Here is a 24,177-nt window from a genome sequence, read left to right on the forward strand (position 1 = left end):
GCACAGCCGCCCGGAAGGAGATCCCTCCTCCGGGCGGCTGTGCGCTGTCAGTTCGGGTTGTCCGCGTGGGTCAGGGTCTCCCAGGCGACGAACAGGTTGTTGGACCCGGCGGGGCGCTGCTGCTCGGTGAGGGCCTGGGTGTTGGTCATCGCGATGCCCATCCGGTTGTGCAGCGCGTTGAAGCCGACCTCCGTGACCGGCCCGAGCTTGTCCTTGAGCGATCCGCCGCACAGCGACGACGGCACGGCCGTGCCCAGCTGGTACTTGGCGTGCAGACCGAGGGCATGGCGCAGGCGGTCGGCGATCTCCGGGTAGAGGTCCTGCCCCTGGATCCGGCTCGTCTCGGCGATGTGCGAGATGGCGGAGAGCCCGTAACCGGTATGGGTCAGGTCGCGGCAGGTCTCCTGCGAGAGACCGTCCATGAAGGTCGACTGCCCCTGCCAGTAGTTGATGATCTTGTCGCGGGTGTCCAGACCGCTACCCGGCGCGACCTTCGGCAGGGAACCGTCCGCGGTCACGTAGATGTACGCGGGGACACGTCCACGGAATTTCGTCACGGCCTTGTCGTACGAGGTGCGGTCCTCCAGGAAGACCGAGATGCCGATCGCGGCCTCGGTCATGCTGAGTTCCCAGTTGCCGTTGCTGTTAGAGCCGTTGATGACCTTCGGCAGGTAGACGTCGCGCAGCATGGTGGCGAACCGGCCCGCGTTCGGCCAGCTGCCGTAGGTGTACTTGATGATCTCGGCGGCCCGCGGCCAGGAGGAGCCGGCCCAGCCGGTCTGGAGGGGGGCGTTGCTGTTGGTGTGGTCCTGGATCACGGCCGACCAGGCGTCCATGATCTCGACGGCTTTGGCGGCGTAGCGGCCGTCCTGGGTGATGTACCAGGCCAGCGAGAGCGTGTAGGCGGCTATCGCGTCCTCACGCTCGTCGGTACAGCCGTAGTTGGGGTTGGAGTACGAGCCGCACTCCACGACGGCGCGGGGTTTGGCCGTCCGGCTCAGCGAGGCGTACGCGCTCGCCATCATCCGGTCGTACGCGCCCTTCCAGGGCTGCGCCCCGGCCTGCACCTTGGCGCGCACGAAGTCGAGCTGGGGGCGGCTCACGAGGACGCCGGGGTGGGTGAAGGCCGCGGGGGCAGCGGCCGGCACGGCCCGGCCGGCCGCGGCCGGGGCCATGGAGATGCCGGTGATCAGTGCCGCGAGGGCGGTGGCGAGGCCGAAGCCGCGCCCGATGGTTCCGGTGCGCATGTGGGGGTGCCTTCCGGTGCGGAGGAGGCCCACAACTCGACTTCCTGCACACCGAGTTCACATCCATGAACGTCGGGTCGAGTTGTGAACGCTGCAGTGAGTGAGGAACCTAAAGGCATCGCATGGACACGTCAAGGTGTGCGTTCAGAAGACGAAGGACCCGCACCTGGGCAGCCGAAGGGCCCGGCACCCCGGGACGGTTTCCCGGGTGCCGGGCCCTCGGTGGCACGGACCGTCAGCGCATCAGCACGCCCGCGCCCTCACCCGTCGCCTCCGTCGGCTGTGCCACCAGGCCGAGTTCGGCGCCGGTGGCCATCAACCGGTGGGCCGGAAGCACCCGCACGGTGTAGCCGTAGGGCCCGGTCCGGTCGAGGGCGAGCGGACCGTCGTAAAGCCAGCGGCCCTCCAGGTCCTGGCCGCCCGCCGGCTTCAGCGGAAAGACCTGGGCGTCCGAGATCGCGTCCGCGGAGTCGACACGGCCGGCCACCGCCTGCACCTCGACGTCGTCCGGCCCCAGCGCCCCGAGGGTGATCCGGACCCGCAGCGCCAGGGTGGAGCCCAGTTCGGCCGAGCCGCCGGCCTCGGTGGGCGTCACGGCCTCGACGTGGTCGACGGCCACCCGTGGCCAGGCCGCCCGGACCCTGGCCTTCCAGCCGGCCAGCTCCCGTGCCGCGGCGGGGTCCATGGATCGCCGGGCCTGGGCTGCGGGGGCGTACAGCCGCTCCACGTACTCACGGACCATCCGGTCGGCGAGCACCTTGGGGCCCAGTGTGCCCAGAGTGCTGCGGACCATCTCGATCCAGCGCCCGGGGAGCCCCTCGTCGCTCCGGTCGTAGAAGCGGGGCGCGATCCGGTCCTCGATCAGCTCGTAGAGGGCGCCCGCCTCCAGATCGTCGCGCCGGTCCTCGTCCAGCGCGGAGCCGTCGGCGGTGGGAATGGCCCAGCCGAAGTCCGGCTCGAACCACTCGTCCCACCAGCCGTCGAGAACGGACAGGTTGAGACAGCCGTTGAGCGCCGCCTTCATCCCGCTCGTACCGCACGCCTCCAGCGGGCGCAGCGGGTTGTTCAGCCAGACGTCGCAGCCCGGGTAGAGCTTCTGGGCCATCGCCATCCCGTAGTCGGGCAGGAAGACGATGCGGTGGCGCACCCTGGCGTCGTCGGCGAACCGGACCAGCTCCTGGACCAGGCGTTTCCCGCTGTCGTCGGCGGGGTGCGCCTTGCCCGCCACGACGATCTGGACCGGGCGCTCGGGATGCAGGAGCAGCCCCCGCAGCCGGTCCCGGTCGCGCAGCATCAGCGTGAGGCGTTTGTACGAGGGCACCCTGCGGGCGAAGCCGATCGTCAGCACGCCGGGGTCCAGCACGCCGTCGATCCAGCCGAGTTCGGCGGGGTCCGCACCCCGGGTGCGCCAGGAGTCGTGCAACCGCCGGCGCACCTCGGTGACCAGTTGTTCGCGCAGGGTGCGGCGCAGGTCCCAGAGCTGCCGGTCGGGGATCTGCGCGACGGAGTCCCATCGGCCCGGGGTCCCACCGGAGCCGGTGCGCAGCCGGTAGACCTCGGGCGCGACCCAGGTGGGTGCGTGGACCCCGTTGGTCACGGAGGTGATCGGCACCTCGGGCGGGTCGAAGCCCGGCCAGAGACCGGCGAACATCTCCCGGCTGACGGCGCCGTGCAGGGTGGAGACGCCGTTGGCCCGCTGGGCCAGCCGCAGCCCCATGACCGCCATGTTGAAGACGCCCGGATCGCCGCCGGCGTACGTCTCCGTGCCCAGGTGCAGGATGCGGTCGGCCGGTACGCCGGGCAGTTCGCCGTCGTCGCCGAAGTGGCGCGCGACCAGCTCGCGGTCGAACCGGTCGATGCCGGCCGGAACCGGTGTGTGGGTCGTGAAGACGGTGCCGGCACGGACGGACTCGACCGCGGAGTCGAAGTCGAGGCCCGTTCCGGAGAGCTCGCGGATGCGTTCGAGCCCGAGGAAGCCGGCGTGGCCCTCGTTGGTGTGGAAGACCTCGGGGTCCGGATGACCGGTGAGCCGGCAGTAGGTCCGCACCGCACGCACGCCGCCGATGCCCAGCAGTATCTCCTGGAGCAGCCGGTGTTCGCTGCCGCCGCCGTAGAGCCGGTCGGTGACCTCGCGTTCGACGGGGGCGTTGTCCTCGACGTCGGAGTCGAGCATCAGCAGCGGCACCCGGCCCACCTGGGCCTGCCAGATCTGGGCGTGCAGCGAGCGGCCGCCGGGGAGGGCCAGGACGACCTGGCTGGGCGTCCCGTCGGCCTCGCGCACCAGCGTGAGGGGGAGTTCGTTCGGGTCGAGGACGGGATAGCGCTCCTGTTGCCAGCCGTCGCGCGAGAGGCTCTGGCGGAAGTAGCCGTGGCGGTAGAGCAGACCGACGCCGACGAGGGGCACGCCCAGGTCACTGGCGGCCTTCAGATGGTCTCCGGCGAGGATGCCGAGTCCGCCGGAGTACTGCGGGAGGGCCGCCGTCACTCCGAACTCGGGCGAGAAGTAGGCGATGGCGGCGGGGAGCCCGTCGGCCCGGGCGCGTTGCTCCTGATACCACCTCGGGCCCTCCAGGTACTCCCGGAGGTCGGCGGACACCTCGGTCAGCCGGTGCAGGAACTGCTCCTCCCTGGCCAGCTCGGCCAGGCGTCCGGCGGACACGCTGCCGAGCAGGCGTACGGGGTCGCACTCCGCCGTCCGGCCGGCCACCGGGTCGACGGCCTGGAAGAGCTCTCGGGTCTCGGTGTGCCAGGACCAGCGCAGGTTGCGCGCGAGGTCGCTGAGCGGTTGAAGGGAGTCGGGGAGGACGGGACGCACGGTGAATCGACGAATGGCCTTCACGTATTCCACCTTTACAGGGGACGTACGAATCCGAGGGGACGCACCGCTGTGTGCGCCGCTCCGTCACCCTTGACGTTAGCGGTGCGCGGCATCCCGCAGCCACGGCGCGCGACCGGGTCGAGGTGTGCGACCCCGGGTGGTCCGGCCGCCCCGTCGTCGGCATCCCGCACGTCCGTCCCGCACCACGCGCAGATCCTGACACATCCGTCACAGGCGTTATGGCCGATTCCCTCACCTCGTGCGGCCTTGTGGGCCTTCGCGCCACAGGGAAAGCTGCCCTGTGGCGCCCGTACCGCCCCGCGTACGTCGGTTCCGCGCAATCCCGCGTGCGCGCGGCGGAGCCCGGCGCATTCGGACCGTCACGGATACGCCCGAGTAGTTAACACACCGCCGGATTGGCCTACCGAGATCCGTGGGAAGGCTTCTCCGGGGTACCCGGAACGCATGCATTCGGATGAGCGCCGAAGGCAACCCGTAACCGGCCCGTGCACGATTCATCCCCTGTCCACCGGCGACCCCCACGTGGTTCGTATGCAATCGGTACGGACGCCGTACGCATTCGGTCCACACCGTCCACCGCACCACACACCTCATCCATTCGAGTGCCATTCGAGTGAACGCGGACAGGAGCGGCCATGCCCACACCCCATCAGTCATCGACAGAGCAGCTAGAAAGGACCGAACCCCACCATCGCGGCGCGCGCATTCAGCCCTCCGCGCCCCCTTCGCGCCCTGTCGAGTCCGAGCTCCAGTCCCCAGGTGATTTCATGATCGGTCGCATTCCCGTCCTCGACGTCCGTCCCCTCGTCGACTGCGGAAGAAGGCCCGCCAAGGCCGTCGTCGGTGAAACCTTCCAGGTCACCGCGACCGTCTTCCGCGAGGGCCATGACGCGGTCGCGGCCGACGTCGTGCTGCGGGATCCGAGCGGACGCCCCGGCCCCTGGACGCCGATGCGCGAGCTCGCTCCGGGCACCGACCGCTGGGGCGCCGAGGTGACTCCGGACGCGGAGGGCCGGTGGACGTACACGGTCGAGGCCTGGAGCGACGCGGTCGCCACCTGGCGGCACGCGGCGAAGATCAAGATTCCGGCGGGCATCGACACCGCGCTCGTCCTGGCAGAGGGCGCCGAGCTGTACGAGCGGGCGGCCGAGGGCGTACCGAAGCGCGACGGGCGCGAGGCGGTGCTGGCCGCGGTCGACGCCCTGCGCGACACGTCCCGGCCGGCCGCCGCCAGGCTGGCCGCGGCACTCACCCCCGAGGCGCACGACGCTCTGGCCCGTCACCCCCTGCGCGAGCTGGTCACCGCCTCGCGCCCGCACCCGCTCGTCGTCGAGCGCCGACGCGCGCTGTTCGGCTCCTGGTACGAGCTCTTCCCCCGCTCCGAGGGGGCCAGGGTCGAACCGGCCAAGGCGCCCCGCAAGGGCCGTACGGCCAAGACCGCCGCGGCCCCGAGGCCGCCCCGGATCATCAGCGGCACGTTCCGCACGGCGGCCGAACGGCTGCCCGCGGTCGCAGCCATGGGGTTCGACGTCGTCTACCTCCCGCCCATTCACCCCATCGGCACCACCCATCGCAAGGGCCCCAACAACTCCCTCTCCCCCGCCGCGCACGACGTGGGCGTGCCGTGGGCGATCGGCTCCGCCGAGGGTGGCCATGACGCGGTGCACCCGGATCTCGGCACCCTGGAGGACTTCGACCACTTCGTCGAGACGGCCCGGACCCTGCGCATGGAGATCGCCCTGGACTTCGCGCTCCAGTGCTCGCCCGACCATCCGTGGGTGGAGAAGCACCCCGAGTGGTTCCACCACCGGGCGGACGGCAGCATCGCCTATGCGGAGAATCCTCCGAAGAAGTACCAGGACATCTATCCGATCGCGTTCGACAAGGATCTCCGTGGCCTCGTCACGGAGACCGTGCGCATCCTGCGTTTCTGGATGGATCACGGAGTGCGGATCTTCCGGGTCGACAATCCGCACACCAAGCCGGTGATCTTCTGGGAGAAGGTGATCGCCGAGATCAATCGCACCGATCCCGACGTGATCTTCCTGGCCGAGGCATTCACCCGCCCCGCGATGATGCACACGCTCGCCACCGTCGGATTCCAGCAGTCGTACACCTACTTCACGTGGCGCAACACCCGGCAGGAAATCACGGAGTACGTGACCGAGCTGTCCGGCGAATCAGCCTCCGTCATGAGGCCCAATTTCTTCGTGAACACCCCCGATATCCTTCCCGGTTATCTCCAGGAGGGCGGCAGGCCGGCCTTCGAGGCGCGGGCGGTGCTCGCGGCGACCCTCTCCCCGTCCTGGGGGGTGTACGCGGGGTACGAACTGTGCGAGAACACCCCGGTCCGCAACGGCAGTGAGGAGTACCTCGACTCGGAGAAGTACGAGATCCGGCCCAGGGACTGGGAAGCCGCCGAGCGCGAGGGCCGGTCACTGGCTCCGCTCATCACCACACTGAACCGGATCAGGCGCCGCCATCCGGCGCTGCAGCAGCTGCGTGACGTGCACTTCCACTCGTCCGACAACGACGCCCTGATCGTGTACAGCAAGCGCTCCGGTTCGAACATCGTTCTGACGGTCGTCAACCTCGACCCGCACCACACCCAGGAGGCGACCGTCTCGTTGGACATGCCGCAACTCGGCCTCGACCGGCACGAGAGCGTGCCGGTGCGCGACGAGCTCACCGGCCATTCCTATCACTGGGGCAGGACCTTCTATGTGCGTCTGGAACCGGGCGTGACGCCCGCGCACATCGCGGTCCTGCGACCGTCCCCGCCGACCGGAGGGTCACCCACACCATGATCGTCAACGAGCCCGTCCACGACACCTTCGAGGACACCCCGGCCAAGGACCGCGATCCCGACTGGTTCAAGCGTGCCGTCTTCTACGAGGTCCTTGTCCGGTCCTTCCAGGACTCCAACGGCGACGGCATCGGAGACCTGAAGGGGATCACAGCCAAGCTGGACTACCTGCAGTGGCTGGGCGTCGACTGCCTCTGGCTGCCGCCGTTCTTCAAGTCGCCGCTGCGCGACGGTGGTTACGACGTCTCCGACTACACCGCCGTGCTGCCGGAGTTCGGGGACCTCGCCGACTTCGTCGAGTTCGTCGACGCCGCGCACCAGCGCGGCATGCGCGTGATCATCGACTTCGTCATGAACCACACCAGCGACCAGCACGACTGGTTCCAGCAGTCCCGCACCGACCCCGACGGTCCGTACGGCGACTACTACGTCTGGGCCGACGACGACAAGCAGTTCCAGGACGCCCGGATCATCTTCGTCGACACGGAGACGTCCAACTGGACCTTCGACCCGGTGCGCAAGCAGTACTACTGGCACCGGTTCTTCTCGCACCAGCCCGACCTGAACTACGAGAACCCGGCGGTGCAGGAGGAAATCATCTCCGCGCTCCGCTTCTGGCTGGACCTCGGCATCGACGGCTTCCGCGTCGACGCCGTGCCCTACCTCTACCAGCGCGAGGGCACCAACTGCGAGAACCTCCCGGAGACCCACGGCTTCCTCAAGCGGGTCCGCAAGGAGATCGACGCCAACTACCCCGACACCGTGCTGCTCGCCGAGGCCAACCAGTGGCCCGAGGACGTCGTCGACTACTTCGGCGACTACCAGGCCGGCGGCGACGAGTGCCACATGGCGTTCCACTTCCCGGTGATGCCCCGGATCTTCATGGCCGTCCGGCGCGAGAGCCGCTACCCGGTCTCGGAAATCCTGGCCAAGACACCGGCGATCCCCAAGAACTGCCAGTGGGGCATCTTCCTGCGCAACCACGACGAGCTGACGCTCGAAATGGTCACGGACGAAGAACGCGACTACATGTACGCGGAGTACGCCAAGGATCCCCGGATGCGGGCCAACATCGGCATCCGCCGCCGGCTGGCGCCCCTCCTGGACAACGACCGCAACCAGATCGAGCTGTTCACCGCTCTGCTGCTGTCCCTGCCCGGCTCCCCGATCCTCTACTACGGGGACGAGATCGGGATGGGCGACAACATCTGGCTGGGCGACCGGGATGCCGTACGCACCCCCATGCAGTGGACGCCCGACCGCAACGCGGGCTTCTCCTCCAGCGATCCGGGGCGGCTGTACCTCCCCACGATCATGGATCCGGTCTACGGCTACCAGGTCACCAACGTCGAGGCGTCGATGGCCTCGCCCTCCTCGCTCCTGCACTGGACGCGACGGATGATCGAAATCCGCAAGCAGAACCCGGCCTTCGGCCTCGGCTCGTACAACGAACTGCCGTCCTCCAACCCCGCCGTGCTCGCCTTCACCCGTGAGCACGGGGACGACCTCGTGCTGTGCGTGCACAACTTCTCGCGGTTCGCTCAGCCGACGGAGCTCGATCTGAGGTCCTTCAACGGGCGTCATCCGGTGGAGCTGATCGGTGGGGTGCGCTTCCCCGCCGTCGGTCAGTGGCCCTACCTGCTGACTCTCGCGGGACACGGCTTCTACTGGTTCCGGCTGCGAAAGGACGCACCCCCGAGCTGAGACCGGGTGGCCCGTGCGGGGCGGTTTCCGCCGCCCCGCACGGGGCACTCTTCCTCCCATATCGAGCACTTCCAGAACCTTCCTGGACGCTCCTGGCGTTTCGATCACCCCGAGTCGAGTCCGTACGGACCATCCTGACCCGACACGTCCCGCACAGCCGGACAGCCAAAGCCGCAATCCGGGACACTCTTCGCATCCTGTGGTGTGCCCGGGGAAAGGACGCGATGCCATGTCGGAGGCTGCATCCGCTCAGGTCACCCTGGCGAACAGCACAGCCCTGCTCCCGTCTCTCGGACCGCTGCTGCATGAATGGCTGCCCCGGCAGCGGTGGTTCGCGGGCAAGGGGCGGCCCATCACCGCCTTCTCGCTCGTCTCGGCGACCGAGATACTGCCGGTCGACCCAGCGACCGCCGATGCGGGCCCGGGGCTCCTGCACCTTCTGGTGAGAGCCCACCAGCCCACCATGCCGGCCCAGCCGCCCCCGGACTGCTACCAGTTGCTCCTCGGGGTGCGGCCCACGCTGCCCCCGCTCCTGGCTCCCGCGCTCATCGGCCACGTGACGGACGGACCGCTGGCCGGCCGCACCGTCTACGACGGGCTGCACGACCCGCGCGTCGCCTCGCTGCTGCTGGAGCGGCTGCGCACACCCGGCGGTCTCGGTGCCCTGCGCTTCGGCCGGGGGGCGGAACCGATCCCCGCCGGGCTGACTCCCCGGGTGCTGGACACCGAGCAGTCCAACTCCTCGCTCGTGTACGGCAACTCCTACATCCTGAAGATCTTCCGCCGGGTCTTCCCGGGCACCAATCCGGATCTGGAACTGCCGCTCGCGCTCTCCCGCGAGGGGTGCGGACGCGTCCCCGCGCCGGTCGCGTGGTTCGAGGCGGCCGCGGAGGAACACCTGACGCTCGGTGTGCTCCAGCCGTTCCTGCGGGGCGCCCAGGACGGCTGGCAGCTGGCGCTGCGCGCACTGGCGGCGGGGCACGACTTCACGCGGGAGGCCCACGCCCTGGGCCGGGCCACCGCCGAGGTGCACACCGCGCTCGCCGCCGCGCTGCCCACCCCGCCCCTGCGTCGCTCCCAGACCGACGAGCTGGCCGCCGCCATGGTGCAGCGGCTGGAGGCGGCCGCCCACGCGGTGCCCGCGCTGGTGCCCTACGTCCCCGGACTGCGCGCCGCCTTCGACGCCGTGGCGGCCCTCGGCCACCGGGGTCATGCCTGGGCCGCGCAGCGGGTGCACGGCGATCTCCACCTCGGCCAGACTCTGCGCGGCACCGACGGTTTCTGGTCACTGATCGACTTCGAGGGCGAACCGGCCCGCCCCCTTCCGGAGCGCCGCAGCCCGCAGCCACCGGTCCGCGACGTCGCCGGCATGCTCCGCTCCTTCGACTACGCGGCCCGCTCACACCGGCCCTGGAACGCCGCATGGGCCGCGCGCTGCCGGACCGCCTACTGCGACGGCTACGCCCGGGCGGCCGGCGTCGACCCCCGCGACGAGCCGGAGCTGCTGCGCGCCCACGAGACCGACAAGGCGGTCTACGAGGTGCTGTACGAGGCCCGGCACCGGCCCGACTGGCTGCCGGTCCCGATGGCCGCGATCCACCGCCTGGCGGCCGACGCCGACTGAAGCGGCACGCTCACCGGGCCCGCCGGGTCCCCTTTCCGCCCGCCCCATCCCACTCACACCCTTCGAGGAGGCTGTCCCTGTGACCGCCCGCAAGCCGTCCCGCAACGCGCCCGATCCCTCCCAGCCCCCCATCGAGGCCACCCTCTCCGCGGCCCCCGCCGAGCTCGCGGACGCCGCCGGCCCGGCCACCGGGACCCTCGCACCGGTGGAGACGAGCGCACCGCCCGCCGAGCCCAAGGCCGCACCGGCCAAGCGGGCGAAGCGGGCCGCCCCGCCGCGCCCCCGCCGCGCGGGCGGGCAGGGGGTCCGCCCGGCCGGGGCCCTCGATGACGGGGACCGGGCGCGGCTCCTGTCAGGTGAGCACCACGCCCCGCACGACCTGCTCGGCGCGCACCAGAACCGCGGGGGGATCACCTTCCGGGTGCTGCGCCCCTTCGCCCGCTCGGTCACCGTGCTCGCCAAGGGGCTGCGGGCCCAGCTGATCGACGACGGCGACGGGTTCTTCTCCGGGCTCCTGCCGATGCCCGCGGTCCCCGACTACCGGCTCCTGGTGGCCTACGACGACAACGAGATCGAGATCCACGATCCGTACCGCTTCCTGCCGGCGCTCGGCGATCTCGATCTGCATCTGATCGGCGAGGGCCGGCACGAGGAGCTGTGGACGGCGCTCGGAGCCCGGACGATGGAACACCAGGGCGTCACCGGCACCCGGTTCACGGTGTGGGCGCCCAACGCCCGCGGGGTACGGGTCAGCGGGGACTTCAACTACTGGGACGGCACCGGGTTCCCGATGCGCTCGCTCGGCTCCAGCGGGGTGTGGGAGCTGTTCCTGCCGGCGATCGGCGAGGGCGCGCTGTACAAGTTCGACATCTGCCGCCCGGACGGCTCGCACACGCTGCGCGCCGATCCGATGGCCCGCCATGCCGAGGTCCCGCCGTCCAACGCCTCGGTCGTGACGGCCTCGCACCACGTCTGGCAGGACCAGGAGTGGATGGCCCACCGCGGGGACGTGCCCGTGCACGAGGCGCCGCTCTCGGTCTACGAGGTGCACCTGCCGTCCTGGCGCCCCGGTCTCACCTATCGCCAGCTGGCGGAGCAACTCCCCGCATACGTACGTGATCTGGGTTTCACGCACGTGGAGCTGATGCCGGTCTCCGAGCACCCCTTCGGCGGCTCGTGGGGCTATCAGGTCACCGGCTTCTACGCCCCGACGTCCCGGATGGGCTCACCCGACGAGTTCCGCTTCCTCATCGACGCACTGCACGGGGCGGGGATCGGCGTCATCGTGGACTGGGTGCCCGCGCACTTCCCGCGCGACGAATGGGCGCTCGCCGAGTTCGACGGCCGCCCGCTCTACGAGCACTCCGACCCGCAGCGGGCCGCGCACCCGGACTGGGGCACCCTCGAATTCGACTACGGCCGCACCGAGGTGCGCAACTTCCTCGTGTCCAACGCCACTTACTGGTGCGAGGAGTTCCACATCGACGGACTGCGGGTCGACGCGGTCGCCTCGATGCTCTATCTCGACTACTCGCGCGAGGACGGCGAGTGGTCCGCGAACGAACACGGCGGCCGGGAGAACCTGGACGCCGTGGCCTTCCTCCAGGAGATGAACGCCACCGTCTACCGGCGCAACCCCGGCGTCGTGACGATCGCCGAGGAGTCCACCGCCTGGGACGGCGTCACCCGCGCCACCCATCACGTCGGCCCGGGAGGGTTCGGCGGTCTCGGCTTCGGGCTGAAGTGGAACATGGGCTGGATGCACGACTCGCTCGAGTACGTGTCGAAGGAGCCGGTGCACCGCAAGTACCACCACAACGAGATGACCTTCTCGATGGTGTACGCGTACAGCGAGAACTACGTCCTGCCGATCTCGCACGACGAGGTCGTGCACGGCAAGCGGTCGCTGGTCAGCAAGATGCCCGGCGACTGGTGGCAGCAGCGCGCCAACCATCGCGCCTATCTCGGCTTCATGTGGTCCCACCCCGGCAAACAACTCCTCTTCATGGGGCAGGAGTTCGCCCAGGGAGCGGAGTGGTCCGAGGGGCACGGCCCGGACTGGTGGCTGCTCGACCCGTCGTACGCGGCGGAGAGCGACCACCGCGGCGTACGGACCCTGGTCAGCGATCTGAACAAGGTCTACGGGGCGACGCCCGCTCTCTGGCAGCGTGACACCGTCCCCGAGGGCTTCAGCTGGATCGAAGGGGGCGCCGCGGAGGACAACGCCTTCGCGTTCGTACGGTACGACGCGGACGGATCGCCGCTGATCGCCGTCTGCCACTTCTCCCCGGTGGTGCGGCACGACTACCGCATCGGTGTGCCGGACGGAGCTCAGGCGTGGGTGGAGGTCCTGAACACGGACGCGCTGCAGTACGGCGGCAGCGACGTGCGCAACGAGGAGCCGCTGAAGCCCGAGGCGGTGGCCGCGCACGGCAGGGACACCAGCATCACGCTGACGCTCCCGCCGCTGGCGACGGTGTGGCTGCGGCCGGCCTGAGCGGGCGGCGTCGGACCGGGCCGGCGGGGCGGAACGCGCCCCCGCCGGCCGCGCCGCGGTGAAACGGCTTTGCGCTCCGTGAGACCGGCGTGGATGCTGGTTCGACGGAGGTGGGGAAGATGACCGACGTCGTGCTGAGGCTGTCGGCCCGCGATCTGGTGCACGCGGACCTGGCCTCGTGCGGATGGTCCGGGTCCGCCCAGCATCTGGCCAACGTGGCGCGGCAGTTGGAGCGCGTCCGGGCCGGCGAGGTCGACTACCTCGCGGTCTGCCCGCCGACCGGCATCCCCGTGGCGAAGGGCGGCGTCGACTACCGGGCCAAGGAGGGCGCCGGCACCCTGTGGCAGCTGGCGGTCCACCCCGCGTTGCAGTCGTGCGGAATCGGCACGTTCCTCGTCCGAGCCGCGGAACGGCGGATCTTGAACCGCGGGCTGCGCCACGCCGAACTGGCCGTGGAGGAGAGCAACCCGCGGGCACGTGCGCTGTACGAACGACTGGGTTACACCGCGTACGAGCAGCAGCCGGACTCGTGGGACGAGCAGGGCCCCGACGGGTCGTCGCGCCGGTACGAGACGGTGTGCACGCTGATGCGGAAGGAGCTCTCCTAAGGGCCGCCCCTCCCGCCGGCGCGGTGTGCGGCCGCCTCAGACCGCCGCCGGGAGCACGTCCTCCAGTTCCTGGAGCAGTCGGCGCTTGGGGCGGGCGCCCACCATCGACTTCACCGGTTCGCCGTCCTGGAAGACCATCAGGGTCGGCATCGACAGCACCGCGTAGCGGGCGGTGATCTCCGGGTTGTGGTCCACGTCGATCTGCACCACCTTGAGCCGGCCGGTCTCCTCCTGGGCGATCGCACTGAGCACCGGTGCCAGCTGGCGGCAGGGGCCGCACCAGTCGGCGGTGAATTCGACCAGGACCGGCAGACCGGCTGCCAGGACCTCCGCGTCGAACGTCGTGTCGGTGATCTCGGCGACACCTTCTGCGTGGATCATCTCTCGTCCTCCCAGTTCCGGCCGACCGGCAATCGAGGGGCGGTCGGCCCCAGTTCACATCGTGGTTCGGGGCCGCCCGGCAGCTCGGCGGACGCCTCGAGTTCGGCGCGGGCCAGCTGGGCGCCCACTTCCGTGCGGACCGACTGCAGCTGGCCGATGAGCGCGTCCAGCTCGCCGAGCTTGCGCCGGTAGACGGCCAGCGAGGCCGGGCAGGAGTCGCCCGCCGGATGGCCGGCGCGCAGGCACTCGACGAAGGGGCGGGTCTCCTCCAGGTCGAATCCGAAGTCCTGAAGGGTCCGGATCTGCTGGATCAGCCGCAGGTCGCCCTCGTCGTAGGTGCGGTAGCCGTTCTCCGCGCGGCGTGCCGGCAACAGGCCCCGTGACTCGTAGTACCGCAGCGTCCGTGTCGTCGTCCCGGCGCGTTCGGCCAGTTCCCCGATTCGCATGTCCCCGACGGTAATCCTTGACGTCGGCGTCAAGGCAAGGGCGTCGGGAACCTTCGGGAAGTAGAGCGGCCGAAGCCATTGACGACCGGTCCGGGTGCAACTAAATAACCTGAGAGCGCTCTCATCGACAACCTTCCCGGCACCGCCCCCCACCGGAGGTTCCTTTGCGTACGAGCCGCATCACCCCCCACAGACGCACCACCGTCCTCCCCGCCCTCATGGCCTTCGCCCTGGCCCTGGCCGGGGCGCTGACCGTCGTCGGCTCCGGGCCCGCCCGCGGCGACGTACCGGTCACGCCCGGCTGGAACCTGCAGTGGAGCGATGACTTCAACGGCGCGAACCGCAATCTGCCGTCCTCCGCGAACTGGCAGATCGACACGGGTCACGGCTACTCCGGCGGCCCGGGCAACTGGGGCACCGGAGAGATCCAGAACTACACCGCCAGTCCCGACAACGTCAGCCTCGACGGCAGCGGCAACCTCCGCATCACCCCGCTCCGCGACAGCGCGGGCAACTGGACCTCGGGCCGCATCGAGACCAAGCGGTCCGACTTCAAGGCCCCGGCCGGCGGCACCCTGCGCATCGAGGGCCGCGTACAGATGCCGAACGTCACCGGCAACGCGGCCCTCGGCTACTGGCCGGCCTTCTGGGCGCTCGGCTCCCCCTACCGGGGCAACTACTGGAACTGGCCGGGCATCGGAGAGTTCGACATCATGGAGAACGTCAACGGGATCAACTCCGTCTGGGGCGTCCTGCACTGCGGGGTCAACCCCGGCGGCCCCTGCAACGAGACCACCGGCCTCGGCAACAGCCGCACCTGCCCGGGGGCGAGCTGCCAGTCCGCGTTCCACACCTACGGCTTCGAGTGGGACCGCGCCGTCACCCCGAACGCCCTGCGCTGGTACGTCGACGGCCAGCTGTTCCACAGCGTTACCCAGAACCAGCTGGACGCCGCGACGTGGGCGAACATGACGGACCACGCCGGGTACTTCCTCCTGCTGAACCTCGCGATCGGCGGCGCGTTCCCCAACGCGCTCGGAGGCTCCACCCCGACCGCCGAGACCGTCCCGGGCCGGCCCATGCTGGTCGACTACGTCGGCGTCTGGACCAAGGGCGGCGGCGGAACGACCGAGCCGCCCACCGACCCGCCCACGGACCCGCCGTCCGGCTCCTCGACGCTCGCCCTGCGCAGCGGCGGGGGCCTCGGGGCCACCCAGTCCGCCGCCTCGTCGGTGACGGTCGCCTCGGCCGGGGGCGGCAACTACGACGGCGCCCCGCACAGTCCGCAGGCCTTCACGGCCACCGGCATCACCCGGGCGTACGACGGCGGCTCGACCCAGTTCGACGTCTTCGCCGACTCGGGCACCACCGTCGCCAACGGCCAGCAGGTGCGGGTGAGTTACGACCGGACGGGCGACGGGACCTGGGACCGCACGGAGACGTACCAGTACTTCGCGACCGACCCGGTCAACGGGTACGAGCACTACACGCAGGCCAAGGGGCTCAAGTCATCCACCGGGAGCCACGGCAACCTGGTCAACGGCACGGTGAAGGTCGAGATCTGGAATGCCATCGGCAACGGCGCGAGCACGGTGGGCGTCGGCAACCAGTCCGTCCTGCACATCCCCTACGGCTGAGGCGCACAAGCCGCCGGACGTGGACGGCCCCGCACACACGGATGCGGCCGGTACGGGAGCCCCTCCCGTACCGGCCGCATCGCCGTGCCGTGTCAGACCTTCGCGAGCGAGGGCTGCTCCTCGCCGCCGTCCCTGGCCTCGGGGACGTGCGGTTCGGCGGGGCCCTCGTCCGTGATCATGCTCTCGTCGAACGGGAGCGATCCGGACAGGACCTGGCCCACCCGCTCCTTGTCGATCTCCTTGGTCCAGGTGCCGACGAGAACCGTGGCCACCGCGTTGCCCGCGAAGTTCGTGAGGGCGCGGGCCTCGCTCATGAAGCGGTCGATGCCGACGATCAGGCCGACACCGTCCACCAGCTCGGGGCGGTGCGACTGGAGACCGCCCGCGAGGGTGGCCAGTCCGGCGCCGGTGACGCCCGCCGCGCCCTTGGACGCGATCACCATGAAGACCAGCAGCGAGATCTGCTCGCCAATGCTCAGCGGGTCACCCGTCGCGTTGGCGATGAAGAGCGAGGCCATCGTGAGGTAGATCGCGGTGCCGTCGAGGTTGAAGGAGTAGCCGGTCGGCACGGTGATGCCGACGACGGGCTTGCTGACGCCCATGTGCTCCATCTTCGCGATCAGCCGCGGCAGGGCCGACTCGGAGGAGGAGGTGGAGAGGATGAGCAGGAACTCCCGGCCCAGGTACTTCAGCAGGGAGAAGATGTTGACCCCGGCCACCAGGCGCAGGATCGTGCCCAGGATCACGAACACGAAGAGCGCGCAGGTGATGTAGAAGCCGATCATGATGACCGCGAGGGATTTCAGCGCGTCCACGCCGGTCTCGCCGACCACCGCCGCCATCGCGCCGAACGCGCCGACCGGGGCCATCCACATGATCATGGCGAGGACGCGGAAGACGAGACGCTGGATGTGGCCGATGCCGCGCAGGACCGGCTCGCCGGCCGAGCCGAGCGCCTGGAGTGCGAAGCCCGCGAGCAGCGCGATCAGCAGGGTCTGCAGGACCTCGCCCTCGGTGAAGGCCGACACCATGGTCGTGGGGATAATGCCGAGCAGGAAGTCCGCAGTCGACTCGCTGGCACCCGAGGCCTGCTTCTCACCGGCGGCGCGGACCGCCTCGGTGAGGTGGAGGCTGGAGCCGGGCTCCAGGATGTTGCCGACGACCAGGCCGATGGCCAGGGCCACGGTCGACATCACCAGGAAGTAGCCGAGGGCCAGGCCGCCGACGGCGCCGACCTTGGCGGCCTTGCGTACGGAACCGACCCCCAGCACGATCGTGCAGAAGATGATCGGCGAGATCATCATCTTGATGAGATTGACGAAGCCGGTCCCGATCGGCTTGAGCTCGACAGCGGCGTCCGGCGCGACGAGGCCGACCAGGATGCCGAGCCCCACCGCCGCGATCACGGCGAGATACAGATATTTCGTACGGTCCCGCTTGGCGGCGGCCACTCCCACGGGGGTCTCCTCGGCTCGTTCTTGTCCCTCCCCCGTCCCTGGGGGCCCCGGTGACTATCCCGTCCCCTGTGACGCCGGTCACCCTTACGTGCATTTCGTTCATATGTTTTCGGCCAAGGCCTGTCCGGCGGGTCAAGGACCCCGCCCGCGACCTGCCGGACAGGCCCCAGGGCAGACTGGAGCCATGTCCCTCCGCCTCCCCCGCACCCGCCCGCGCAGCCTCGCGGGTCAGCTCTTCGCCATGCAGGTGGTGCTGGTCGCGGCCGTGGTGGCGGGGTGCGCCTTCTTCGCGTACGTCTCCGGCAGCAGTCAGGCCAAGGAGACCGCGACCCGGCAGGTACGGACGGCCGCGCTGGCGATCGCCGGCTCGCCGTCGGTACGGGAGGCGATCCGCACCCCGGACCCGTCGGCCGTGCTCCAGCCGTACGCGGAGCAGGTCCGCAAGGACACCGGGATCGCCTTCGTCACCATCATGGATCCGCACCGGGTCCGCTGGACGCACCCGAACGCCGAGCGGATCGGCGAGGTCTTCCTCGGGCACACCGCCCGCGCCCTGCGCGGCGAGACCTTCTCGGAGACGTACACCGGCACGCTCGGCCCCTCGATACGGGTCGTCACGCCGGTCCGGGACGGCGGCAGGATCGTCGGCCTCGTCAGTGCGGGCATCACGGTCGAGCGGGTGTCCTCGCAGGTACGGGCCCAGCTGGGCGCGCTGGGGCTCGCGGCGGGCGCGGCGCTCGCACTCGGCGGCCTCGGCACGTACGTGATCAACGCGCGGCTGCGGCGGCACACCCACGGGATGAACGCCGCCGAGCTGAGCCGGCTGCACGACTACCACGAGGCCACCCTGCACGCGGTGCGCGAGGGCCTGCTGATGCTCGACGGGCAGCGCAGGATCGCGCTGATCAACGACGCCGGCCGCGAGCTCCTGGGACTGGCGCCAGGAACGGTCGGACGCCGGGTCGCGGAACTCGATCTGCCCGCACCGCTGACCGGGGCCCTGCTCGCCTCCGAGGAGCGGGTCGACGAGGTGCACCTGACGGCGGACCGGGTGATCGTGGTGAACACCCGCCCGGTGGTGGGCGGGGAGCGGCGCGGCACCGTCATCACCCTGCGCGACCACACGGAACTTCAGGCGCTGTCCGGCGAGCTGGACTCCGAGCGGGGGTTCACCCAGGCCCTGCGCTCGCAGGCGCACGAGGCGGCGAACCGGCTGCACACGGTGGTCTCGCTGATCGAGCTGGGCCGGGAGCAGGAGGCGGTCGGCTTCGCCACGGCCGAACTGGAGCTGGCCCAGACCCTCACCGACCGGGTCGTCGGGGCGGTCGCCGAACCGGTGCTGGCGGCGCTGCTGCTCGGCAAGGCCGCGCAGGCGAACGAGCGCGGGGTGGAGCTGGTGCTGGCGGACGACAGCCTGATCGACGACGGCGCCCTGCCCGCGACCCTGCCGCACCGCGACCTGGTGACCATCCTCGGCAATCTGATCGACAACGCGGTGGACGCGGCGTCGGAGGCGGTCGCCCCCGGCGCGGCCGGCGGCGTCCCGGTCCAGCGCACGGGCCCGCACCCGGCCCGGGCCCGGGTCACGGTCACCGCACTCGCCGGGGAGGGGGAGCTCCTGCTGCGCGTCGCCGACAACGGTGCGGGCGTCGGACCTGCCGACGCCGCCGAGGTGTTCCGCAGCGGCTGGTCGACGCACGGAGCGGGCCGCGGGCTGGGCCTGGCGCTCGTCCGGCAGGCCGCACATCGCAACGGCGGGGCCGTGGTGCTGGAGCAGGGACCGGACGGCGGCGCGGAGTTCACGGTACGACTGCCGCTGCCGCGGGACAGCGGCGCACGGAAGGAGACGACGCTGTGACCCCCGGCCCTGTGACCCCCGAGATCCAGGTGCTGGTCGTCGAGGACGACCCCGTCGCCGCCGACGCCCATCAGCTGTACGTGGACCGCGTCCCGGGATTCGCCGTGGCGGCGGTCGCGCACACCCGGGCCGAGGCCGTGCGGGCGCTGGACCGGGTCCGGGTCGACCTCCTGCTCCTCGACCTGTACCTGCCCGACGGGCATGGTCTGCAACTCCTGCGTTCGCTGCGCGCGGCCGGACACGGGGCCGACGTGATCGCGGTGACCTCGGCCCGCGATCTGGCCGTGGTCCGCGAGGGGGTCTCGCTCGGCGTCGTCCAGTACGTGCTGAAGCCCTTCACGTTCGCCACCCTGCGCGACCGGCTCGTCCGCTACGCCGAGTTCCGTTCCACGGCCGGCGAGGCGAGCGGCCAGGACGAGGTGGACCGCGCGCTGGCCACCCTGCGCACCCCCCAGCCCACTCGACTGCCCAAGGGCCTCAGCAGCCCCACCCTGGAGGCGGTGACCCGCGTGCTGCGGGCGGCCCCGGACGGCGTGACGGCGGCGGCGACCGGCCTGGAGCTGGGCATCTCCCGCATCACGGCGCGCCGCTATCTGGAACACCTGGTGACGGTGGGCCGCGCCGTCCGCAGTCCGCAGTACGGACAGATCGGGCGCCCGGAGCTGCACTACCGGTGGCTGGCGGAGGCGCGGTGAACGGGGCCGCGGCGCCCCCGGGAGGGGCCGCCGGGTCGCCTGGACGTTCCTACGAGCCGTGGTCCGGTGTGAACACACCGTAGTCAGACCGCCTCTGACCTCCTACGGTGGGGCCGTGCATCCCACCCCGCCTTTCAACGCCCCCGCCGCGCGCAGACTGCGCGAGGCCCTGGGGATGGCCCCCGGCCATGTCGCCTACGGTCTCGGCGCCCAGTACGGGCTGCGGATCACCGCCGAGACGGTGGCGGCCTGGGAGCGCGGGCTCGCCCACCCGACGGAGTATGAACTCACGGCGCTGGCGGGCGTGTTGTGGTGCGCCCCGGGCGAACTCCTCACCGCGGCCCGCACCCTGCGCGAGCACCGGGTGGCCCGGGAGCTGACCCCGGAGGAGCTGGCGGGACAGCTCGGGATGTCGGCGTCCGCGTATCTGCGGATGGAGGAGACGGGCCGGTGGCGGGGCAACGAGCGCCAGTCCTCCGCACTCAGCGAGGCGCTGGCGCTCGGGGCGGCCGCGTTCGTGACGGTGTCCGGACGGGACGAGGACCTGGCGGAGCTGCTGCGCAGCGCGGTGACGACCCGCTGGCAGGCGTACGTCCGTCCGTTGGCGAAGCTGGCACCGCTGGACCGCCCGCTGATCCAGGGCGCGCTGGAGCGGCTGCACTCCGACTACCAGGCGCTGATGGTCTCCACGCTCAGCTGGAACAGCACGGGCACGGACCGGGAGGGCTCCAACGGGGACGCCGGCCGGGCGTTCCTCGCGGGGATCGTGGACCGGTTCTGGGAGACGGCGGAGGCCTGAGGCCGACCGGACCCGTCAGACGCGGCTCCAGCCTGGCCCCACTGCCCCGGGGCGCGAGCGCGACCGGTGCCGGAGGACCGCGAAGCAAGGACGAGCCGGCCGTGGAACAGCGAGCGGCCCCGGCCCTCCACGTGGGACTGCCGGGGCCGTTGGCCTGCCCACCGCGCCGGTACCGGGTCAGAAGACCGATTCGGCCTCGTGCATCCGGTCCAGGGGCACCGTCTTGAGCTGGGTGACCGCGTGGGCCAGGGGCACCATCTCGATGTCGTTGCCGCGCAGGGCCGTCATCCGCCCGAAGTCGCCCCGGTGCGCCGCTTCCACCGCGTGCCAGCCGAAGCGGGTGGCGAGGACCCGGTCGTAAGCGGTCGGCGTGCCGCCGCGCTGGACGTGGCCGAGGATGACCGGGCGGGCCTCCTTGCCCAGCCGGGTCTCCAGCTCGACCGCGAGGCGGTTGCCGATGCCCTGGAAGCGCTCGTGGCCGAACTGGTCGATCGCGCCCTTGGCGTACGGCATGGAGCCCTCGGCCGGGTGCGCGCCCTCGGCGACGCAGATGACCGCGAACTTCTTGCCGCGCGCGAAGCGCTCCTCGACCATCTTGACCAGGTCCTCGACCTGGAACCTCCGCTCGGGCAGACAGATGCCGTGCGCACCGCCGGCCATGCCGGACTCCAGCGCGATCCAGCCCGCGTGGCGGCCCATCACCTCGACGACCATGACGCGCTGGTGGGACTCGGCGGTGGTCTTCAGCCGGTCTATGGCCTCGGTGGCGACGCCCACCGCGGTGTCGAAGCCGAAGGTGCGGTCGGTGGCCGAGATGTCGTTGTCGATGGTCTTCGGGACACCGACGACGGGCATTCCGGCGTCGGACAGCATCCGGGCGGCCGTGAGGGTGCCCTCGCCGCCGATCGGGATCAGCGCGTCCATGCCGTAACGGCGGCTCAGTTCGGCGCAGTTCTCCGCGGCTTCGCGCAGCCGGTCGCGCTCCAGGCGGGCGGAGCCGAGGATGGTGCCGCCGCGGGCGAGGATGCCGCTGACCGCGTTGAGGTCGAGGGGGCGGAAGTGCCCGTCGAGGAGGCCCTTGAAGCCGTCCTCGAACCCGATGACCTCGTCGCCGTGCCCCACTACGGCACGGTGCACGACTGAGCGGATCACTGCGTTCAGGCCTGGGCAGTCGCCGCCTGCGGTGAGAACTCCGATGCGCATCCTGCTGTATCTCCTGTCCGCAGGGCAGGCCCTGGGGACCGTCCTGCTGCCGTGCGGGCCGGGGTAACGGCGTCATCCCCCGTACCGTGAGTCACGACGATTGTCCCACGTCAGGTCCGTACCTCGCGCTTTCGGCTGCTCCACGGGCGGCCGGAGGGGCTGCGGCGGCGGGCCCGACGGCTGCGACCAGGGGCTTTCGTCCGGCGGGCGACCTCTCGGTCCCCGCAGGTATCGTCAAACAGGCGATACCCCTCGAACCGGACACCATGCCGGACAAGAGATGACGGGAGAGCACGCGTGACGCGCAGCGTGTACGTGACCGGGATCGACCGGGGAGACGGCCGCCAGGTCGTCGATCTGGGAGTCATGGAGCTCCTGACGCGCCAGGTGGACCGGGTCGGGGTCTTCCGGCCCCTGGTCCACGACGACCCCGACCGGCTCTTCGAACTGCTGCGGGCCCGCTACCGGCTCTCCCAGGACCCGGGGACCGTCTACGGCCTCGACTATCACCAGGCCTCCGCGATCCAGGCGGAGCAGGGCACGGACGAACTGGTCTCCCGGCTCGTCGAGCGCTTCCACCGGGTGGCCGCCGCGTACGAGGTGGTCCTGGTCCTCGGCACCGACTTCCACGCCACACAGCTCCCCGACGAGCTGGCCCTGAACGCCCGCCTCGCCAACGAGTTCGGCGCCTCGGTGATCGCGGTGGTCGGCGGCCAGGAGCAGGACGCGGAGTCGGTGCGGGCCGAGACGCGCAACGCGTACCGCGCGTACGCGGGTCTCGGCTGCGACGTCCTCGCGATGATCGTGAACCGGGTGGCGTCCGCGGACCGCGACGGCATCGCCGAGCGGCTCTCGTCCACACTGCCGGTCCCCTGCTCGGTGCTGCCCGACGATCCGGCCCTCTCGGCGCCGACGGTCGCGCAGATCACCGCGGCACTGGACGGCACCGTGCTGCTCGGCGACGACGCGGGGCTGGCCCGGGACGCGCTGGACTTCGTGTTCGGCGGCGCGATGCTGCCGAACCTGCTGAAGGCGCTGACGCCGGGCTGCATGGTGGTGACGCCCGGGGACCGTTCGGACCTGGTGGTCGGCTCGCTCGCCGCGCACAGCGCCGGGACGCCGCCCATCGCGGGCGTGCTGCTGACGCTGAACGAGCGGCCGGGCGAGGAGATACTCAAGCTGGCCGCGCGCCTCGCGCCCGGCACCCCGGTCGTCTCGGTGGCCGGCGGCTCCTTCCCCACAGCCGCGGAGCTCTTCTCCCTGGAGGGCAAGCTGAACGCGGCGACGCCGCGCAAGGCCGAGACGGCCCTGGGACTCTTCGAGCGGCATGTCGACACGGCCGCGCTCCTCGACCGGATCTCGGTCGCCCGCAGCAGCCGGGTCACGCCGATGATGTTCGAGCACGAACTGCTGGAGCAGGCCCGCGCGGACCGGCGCCGGGTGGTGCTGCCGGAGGGCACCGAGGAACGGGTGCTGCGCGCCGCCGACGTACTGATGCGGCGCGACGTCTGCGACCTCACCCTGCTGGGCGATCCCGACGTGATCCGCAAGAAGGCCGCCGACCTCGGCATCGACCTGGCAAGCACCCAGCTGATCGACCCGCAGACCTCCGAGCTGCGCCAGACCTTCGCGGAGCGGTACGCGCAGCTGCGCGCGCACCGCGGGGTGACGGTCGAGCTCGCGCACGACGTCGTCTCGGACGTGAACTACTTCGGCACCCTGATGGTCCAGGAGGGGCTCGCGGACGGCATGGTCTCCGGGGCCGTGCACTCCACGGCGGCGACCATCCGCCCGGCCTTCGAGATCATCAAGACCCGCGCGGACGCCTCGATCGTCTCGTCGGTCTTCTTCATGTGCCTCGCCGACAAGGTGCTGGTGTACGGCGACTGCGCGGTCAACCCGGACCCGAACGCGGAACAGCTCGCGGACATCGCCGTGCAGTCCGCGGTCACCGCCGCCCGCTTCGGCGTGGAACCCCGTATCGCTATGCTCTCCTACTCGACCGGGACCTCGGGGTCGGGCGCCGACGTCGACAAGGTCCGCGAGGCGACGGAGAAGGTGCGGGCGAGCCACCCGGACCTGATGATCGAGGGCCCGATCCAGTACGACGCCGCGGTGGAGCCGAGCGTCGCCGCGACGAAGCTGCCCGGGTCCGAGGTGGCGGGCCAGGCAACGGTCCTGATCTTCCCGGACCTCAACACCGGCAACAACACCTACAAGGCGGTGCAGCGCTCGGCGGGCGCCGTGGCCGTCGGCCCGGTCCTCCAGGGGCTGCGCAAGCCCGTCAACGACCTGTCCCGGGGCGCACTCGTCCAGGACATCGTCAATACCGTGGCCATTACGGCGATCCAGGCACAGGGCGAGGAGTGACCCGCG

At 70.9% G+C, this 24,177-nt stretch carries 16 protein-coding genes; 10 read left to right on the forward strand and 6 right to left on the reverse strand.

Annotation, left to right across the window (positions count from 1 at the left end):
* Window positions 1–47: 47 nt before the first annotated feature.
* Both OG538_RS10630 and glgP read right to left on the reverse strand, forming a co-directional pair.
* The gene (locus OG538_RS10630) at window positions 48–1,247 is read right to left on the reverse strand and encodes an alginate lyase family protein (protein WP_406092406.1); all 1,200 of its coding nucleotides are present in this window, start codon (window positions 1,245–1,247) and stop codon (window positions 48–50) included.
* A 235-nt stretch (window positions 1,248–1,482) separates the two neighbouring features.
* Window positions 1,483–4,086 carry an alpha-glucan family phosphorylase gene (glgP, locus tag OG538_RS10635; protein WP_406092408.1) on the reverse strand — a complete coding sequence of 868 codons (2,604 nt, stop codon included), beginning with the start codon at window positions 4,084–4,086 and terminating at the stop codon, window positions 1,483–1,485.
* A 767-nt stretch (window positions 4,087–4,853) separates the two neighbouring features.
* Between glgP and OG538_RS10640 the strand changes: the two genes are divergently transcribed.
* The 5 genes from OG538_RS10640 to OG538_RS10660 all read left to right on the forward strand — a co-directional run bounded on the left by OG538_RS10640 (window position 4,854) and on the right by OG538_RS10660 (window position 13,325).
* Window positions 4,854–6,893 (forward strand): alpha-1,4-glucan--maltose-1-phosphate maltosyltransferase, encoded by a 2,040-nt coding sequence (locus tag OG538_RS10640; RefSeq protein ID WP_406092410.1) that lies wholly within the window; start codon window positions 4,854–4,856, stop codon window positions 6,891–6,893.
* Entirely contained in the window at window positions 6,890–8,596 is a 1,707-nt protein-coding gene (treS, locus tag OG538_RS10645; RefSeq protein WP_406092411.1) for a maltose alpha-D-glucosyltransferase, read from the forward strand. Before OG538_RS10640 ends, treS begins: the two co-directional genes overlap by 4 nt.
* Window positions 8,597–8,825: 229 nt before the next feature.
* Entirely contained in the window at window positions 8,826–10,220 is a 1,395-nt protein-coding gene (locus OG538_RS10650; RefSeq protein ID WP_406092413.1) for a maltokinase N-terminal cap-like domain-containing protein, read from the forward strand.
* 79 nt (window positions 10,221–10,299) lie between these two features.
* Window positions 10,300–12,717, forward strand: coding sequence for a 1,4-alpha-glucan branching enzyme (gene glgB, locus OG538_RS10655; RefSeq protein WP_406092415.1), 2,418 nt, complete (start codon window positions 10,300–10,302; stop codon window positions 12,715–12,717).
* Between the two features lie 119 nt (window positions 12,718–12,836).
* Entirely contained in the window at window positions 12,837–13,325 is a 489-nt protein-coding gene (locus tag OG538_RS10660; RefSeq protein WP_406092416.1) for a GNAT family N-acetyltransferase, read from the forward strand.
* A gap of 36 nt (window positions 13,326–13,361) precedes the next feature.
* On the opposite strand, the gene trxA is transcribed toward OG538_RS10660, so the two are convergent.
* Window positions 13,362–13,706: a thioredoxin gene (gene trxA, locus OG538_RS10665; protein ID WP_406092418.1), complete on the reverse strand. Its 345-nt coding sequence runs from the start codon at window positions 13,704–13,706 to the stop codon at window positions 13,362–13,364.
* Window positions 13,703–14,152, reverse strand: coding sequence for a MerR family transcriptional regulator (locus OG538_RS10670; RefSeq protein WP_406092420.1), 450 nt, complete (start codon window positions 14,150–14,152; stop codon window positions 13,703–13,705). Before OG538_RS10670 ends, trxA begins: the two co-directional genes overlap by 4 nt.
* 218 nt (window positions 14,153–14,370) lie before the next feature.
* On the opposite strand from OG538_RS10670, the gene OG538_RS10675 reads away from it, so the two are divergent.
* Window positions 14,371–15,789 carry a glycoside hydrolase family 16 protein gene (locus OG538_RS10675; protein WP_406100055.1) on the forward strand — a complete coding sequence of 473 codons (1,419 nt, stop codon included), beginning with the start codon at window positions 14,371–14,373 and terminating at the stop codon, window positions 15,787–15,789.
* Window positions 15,790–15,881: 92 nt separating this feature from the next.
* Here OG538_RS10675 and OG538_RS10680 read toward each other — a convergent pair whose 3' ends face one another.
* Complete coding sequence (locus OG538_RS10680; protein WP_406092422.1) at window positions 15,882–17,246, reverse strand: cation:dicarboxylate symporter family transporter; 1,365 nt, start codon at window positions 17,244–17,246, stop codon at window positions 15,882–15,884.
* 184 nt (window positions 17,247–17,430) lie between these two features.
* Here OG538_RS10680 and OG538_RS10685 point away from each other — a divergent pair, with 184 nt between their 5' ends.
* The 3 genes from OG538_RS10685 to OG538_RS10695 all read left to right on the forward strand — a co-directional run bounded on the left by OG538_RS10685 (window position 17,431) and on the right by OG538_RS10695 (window position 20,598).
* Window positions 17,431–19,104 carry an ATP-binding protein gene (locus OG538_RS10685; protein ID WP_406092424.1) on the forward strand — a complete coding sequence of 558 codons (1,674 nt, stop codon included), beginning with the start codon at window positions 17,431–17,433 and terminating at the stop codon, window positions 19,102–19,104.
* Window positions 19,101–19,799, forward strand: coding sequence for a response regulator (locus OG538_RS10690; RefSeq protein WP_406092426.1), 699 nt, complete (start codon window positions 19,101–19,103; stop codon window positions 19,797–19,799). The genes OG538_RS10685 and OG538_RS10690 overlap by 4 nt, the downstream gene beginning before the upstream one ends.
* 175 nt (window positions 19,800–19,974) lie before the next feature.
* Window positions 19,975–20,598, forward strand: a complete 624-nt coding sequence (locus tag OG538_RS10695) for a helix-turn-helix domain-containing protein (protein WP_406100057.1) — start codon at window positions 19,975–19,977, stop codon at window positions 20,596–20,598.
* 177 nt (window positions 20,599–20,775) lie between these two features.
* On the opposite strand, the gene OG538_RS10700 is transcribed toward OG538_RS10695, so the two are convergent.
* Complete coding sequence (locus tag OG538_RS10700) at window positions 20,776–21,801, reverse strand: ATP-dependent 6-phosphofructokinase (RefSeq protein ID WP_406092428.1); 1,026 nt, start codon at window positions 21,799–21,801, stop codon at window positions 20,776–20,778.
* 297 nt (window positions 21,802–22,098) lie between these two features.
* On the opposite strand from OG538_RS10700, the gene pta reads away from it, so the two are divergent.
* Window positions 22,099–24,171, forward strand: coding sequence for a phosphate acetyltransferase (gene pta / locus OG538_RS10705; protein ID WP_406092430.1), 2,073 nt, complete (start codon window positions 22,099–22,101; stop codon window positions 24,169–24,171).
* The last annotated feature ends 6 nt before the right edge of the window (window positions 24,172–24,177 follow it).

The sequence above is a fragment of the Streptomyces sp. NBC_01013 genome (assembly GCF_045162765.1).
GTDB lineage: Bacteria > Actinomycetota > Actinomycetes > Streptomycetales > Streptomycetaceae > Streptomyces.

Coding starts and splice junctions, on each gene's coding strand:
- OG538_RS10630 (WP_406092406.1), bottom strand. CDS start 1,247: ATGCGCACCGGAACCATCGGGCGCGGCTTCGGCCTCGCCACCGCCCTC.
- treS (WP_406092411.1), top strand. CDS start 6,890: ATGATCGTCAACGAGCCCGTCCACGACACCTTCGAGGACACCCCGGCC.
- OG538_RS10650 (WP_406092413.1), top strand. CDS start 8,826: ATGTCGGAGGCTGCATCCGCTCAGGTCACCCTGGCGAACAGCACAGCC.
- OG538_RS10640 (WP_406092410.1), top strand. CDS start 4,854: ATGATCGGTCGCATTCCCGTCCTCGACGTCCGTCCCCTCGTCGACTGC.
- OG538_RS10660 (WP_406092416.1), top strand. CDS start 12,837: ATGACCGACGTCGTGCTGAGGCTGTCGGCCCGCGATCTGGTGCACGCG.
- OG538_RS10670 (WP_406092420.1), bottom strand. CDS start 14,152: ATGCGAATCGGGGAACTGGCCGAACGCGCCGGGACGACGACACGGACG.
- OG538_RS10685 (WP_406092424.1), top strand. CDS start 17,431: ATGTCCCTCCGCCTCCCCCGCACCCGCCCGCGCAGCCTCGCGGGTCAG.
- OG538_RS10675 (WP_406100055.1), top strand. CDS start 14,371: ATGGCCTTCGCCCTGGCCCTGGCCGGGGCGCTGACCGTCGTCGGCTCC.
- OG538_RS10700 (WP_406092428.1), bottom strand. CDS start 21,801: ATGCGCATCGGAGTTCTCACCGCAGGCGGCGACTGCCCAGGCCTGAAC.
- OG538_RS10695 (WP_406100057.1), top strand. CDS start 19,975: ATGGCCCCCGGCCATGTCGCCTACGGTCTCGGCGCCCAGTACGGGCTG.
- trxA (WP_406092418.1), bottom strand. CDS start 13,706: ATGATCCACGCAGAAGGTGTCGCCGAGATCACCGACACGACGTTCGAC.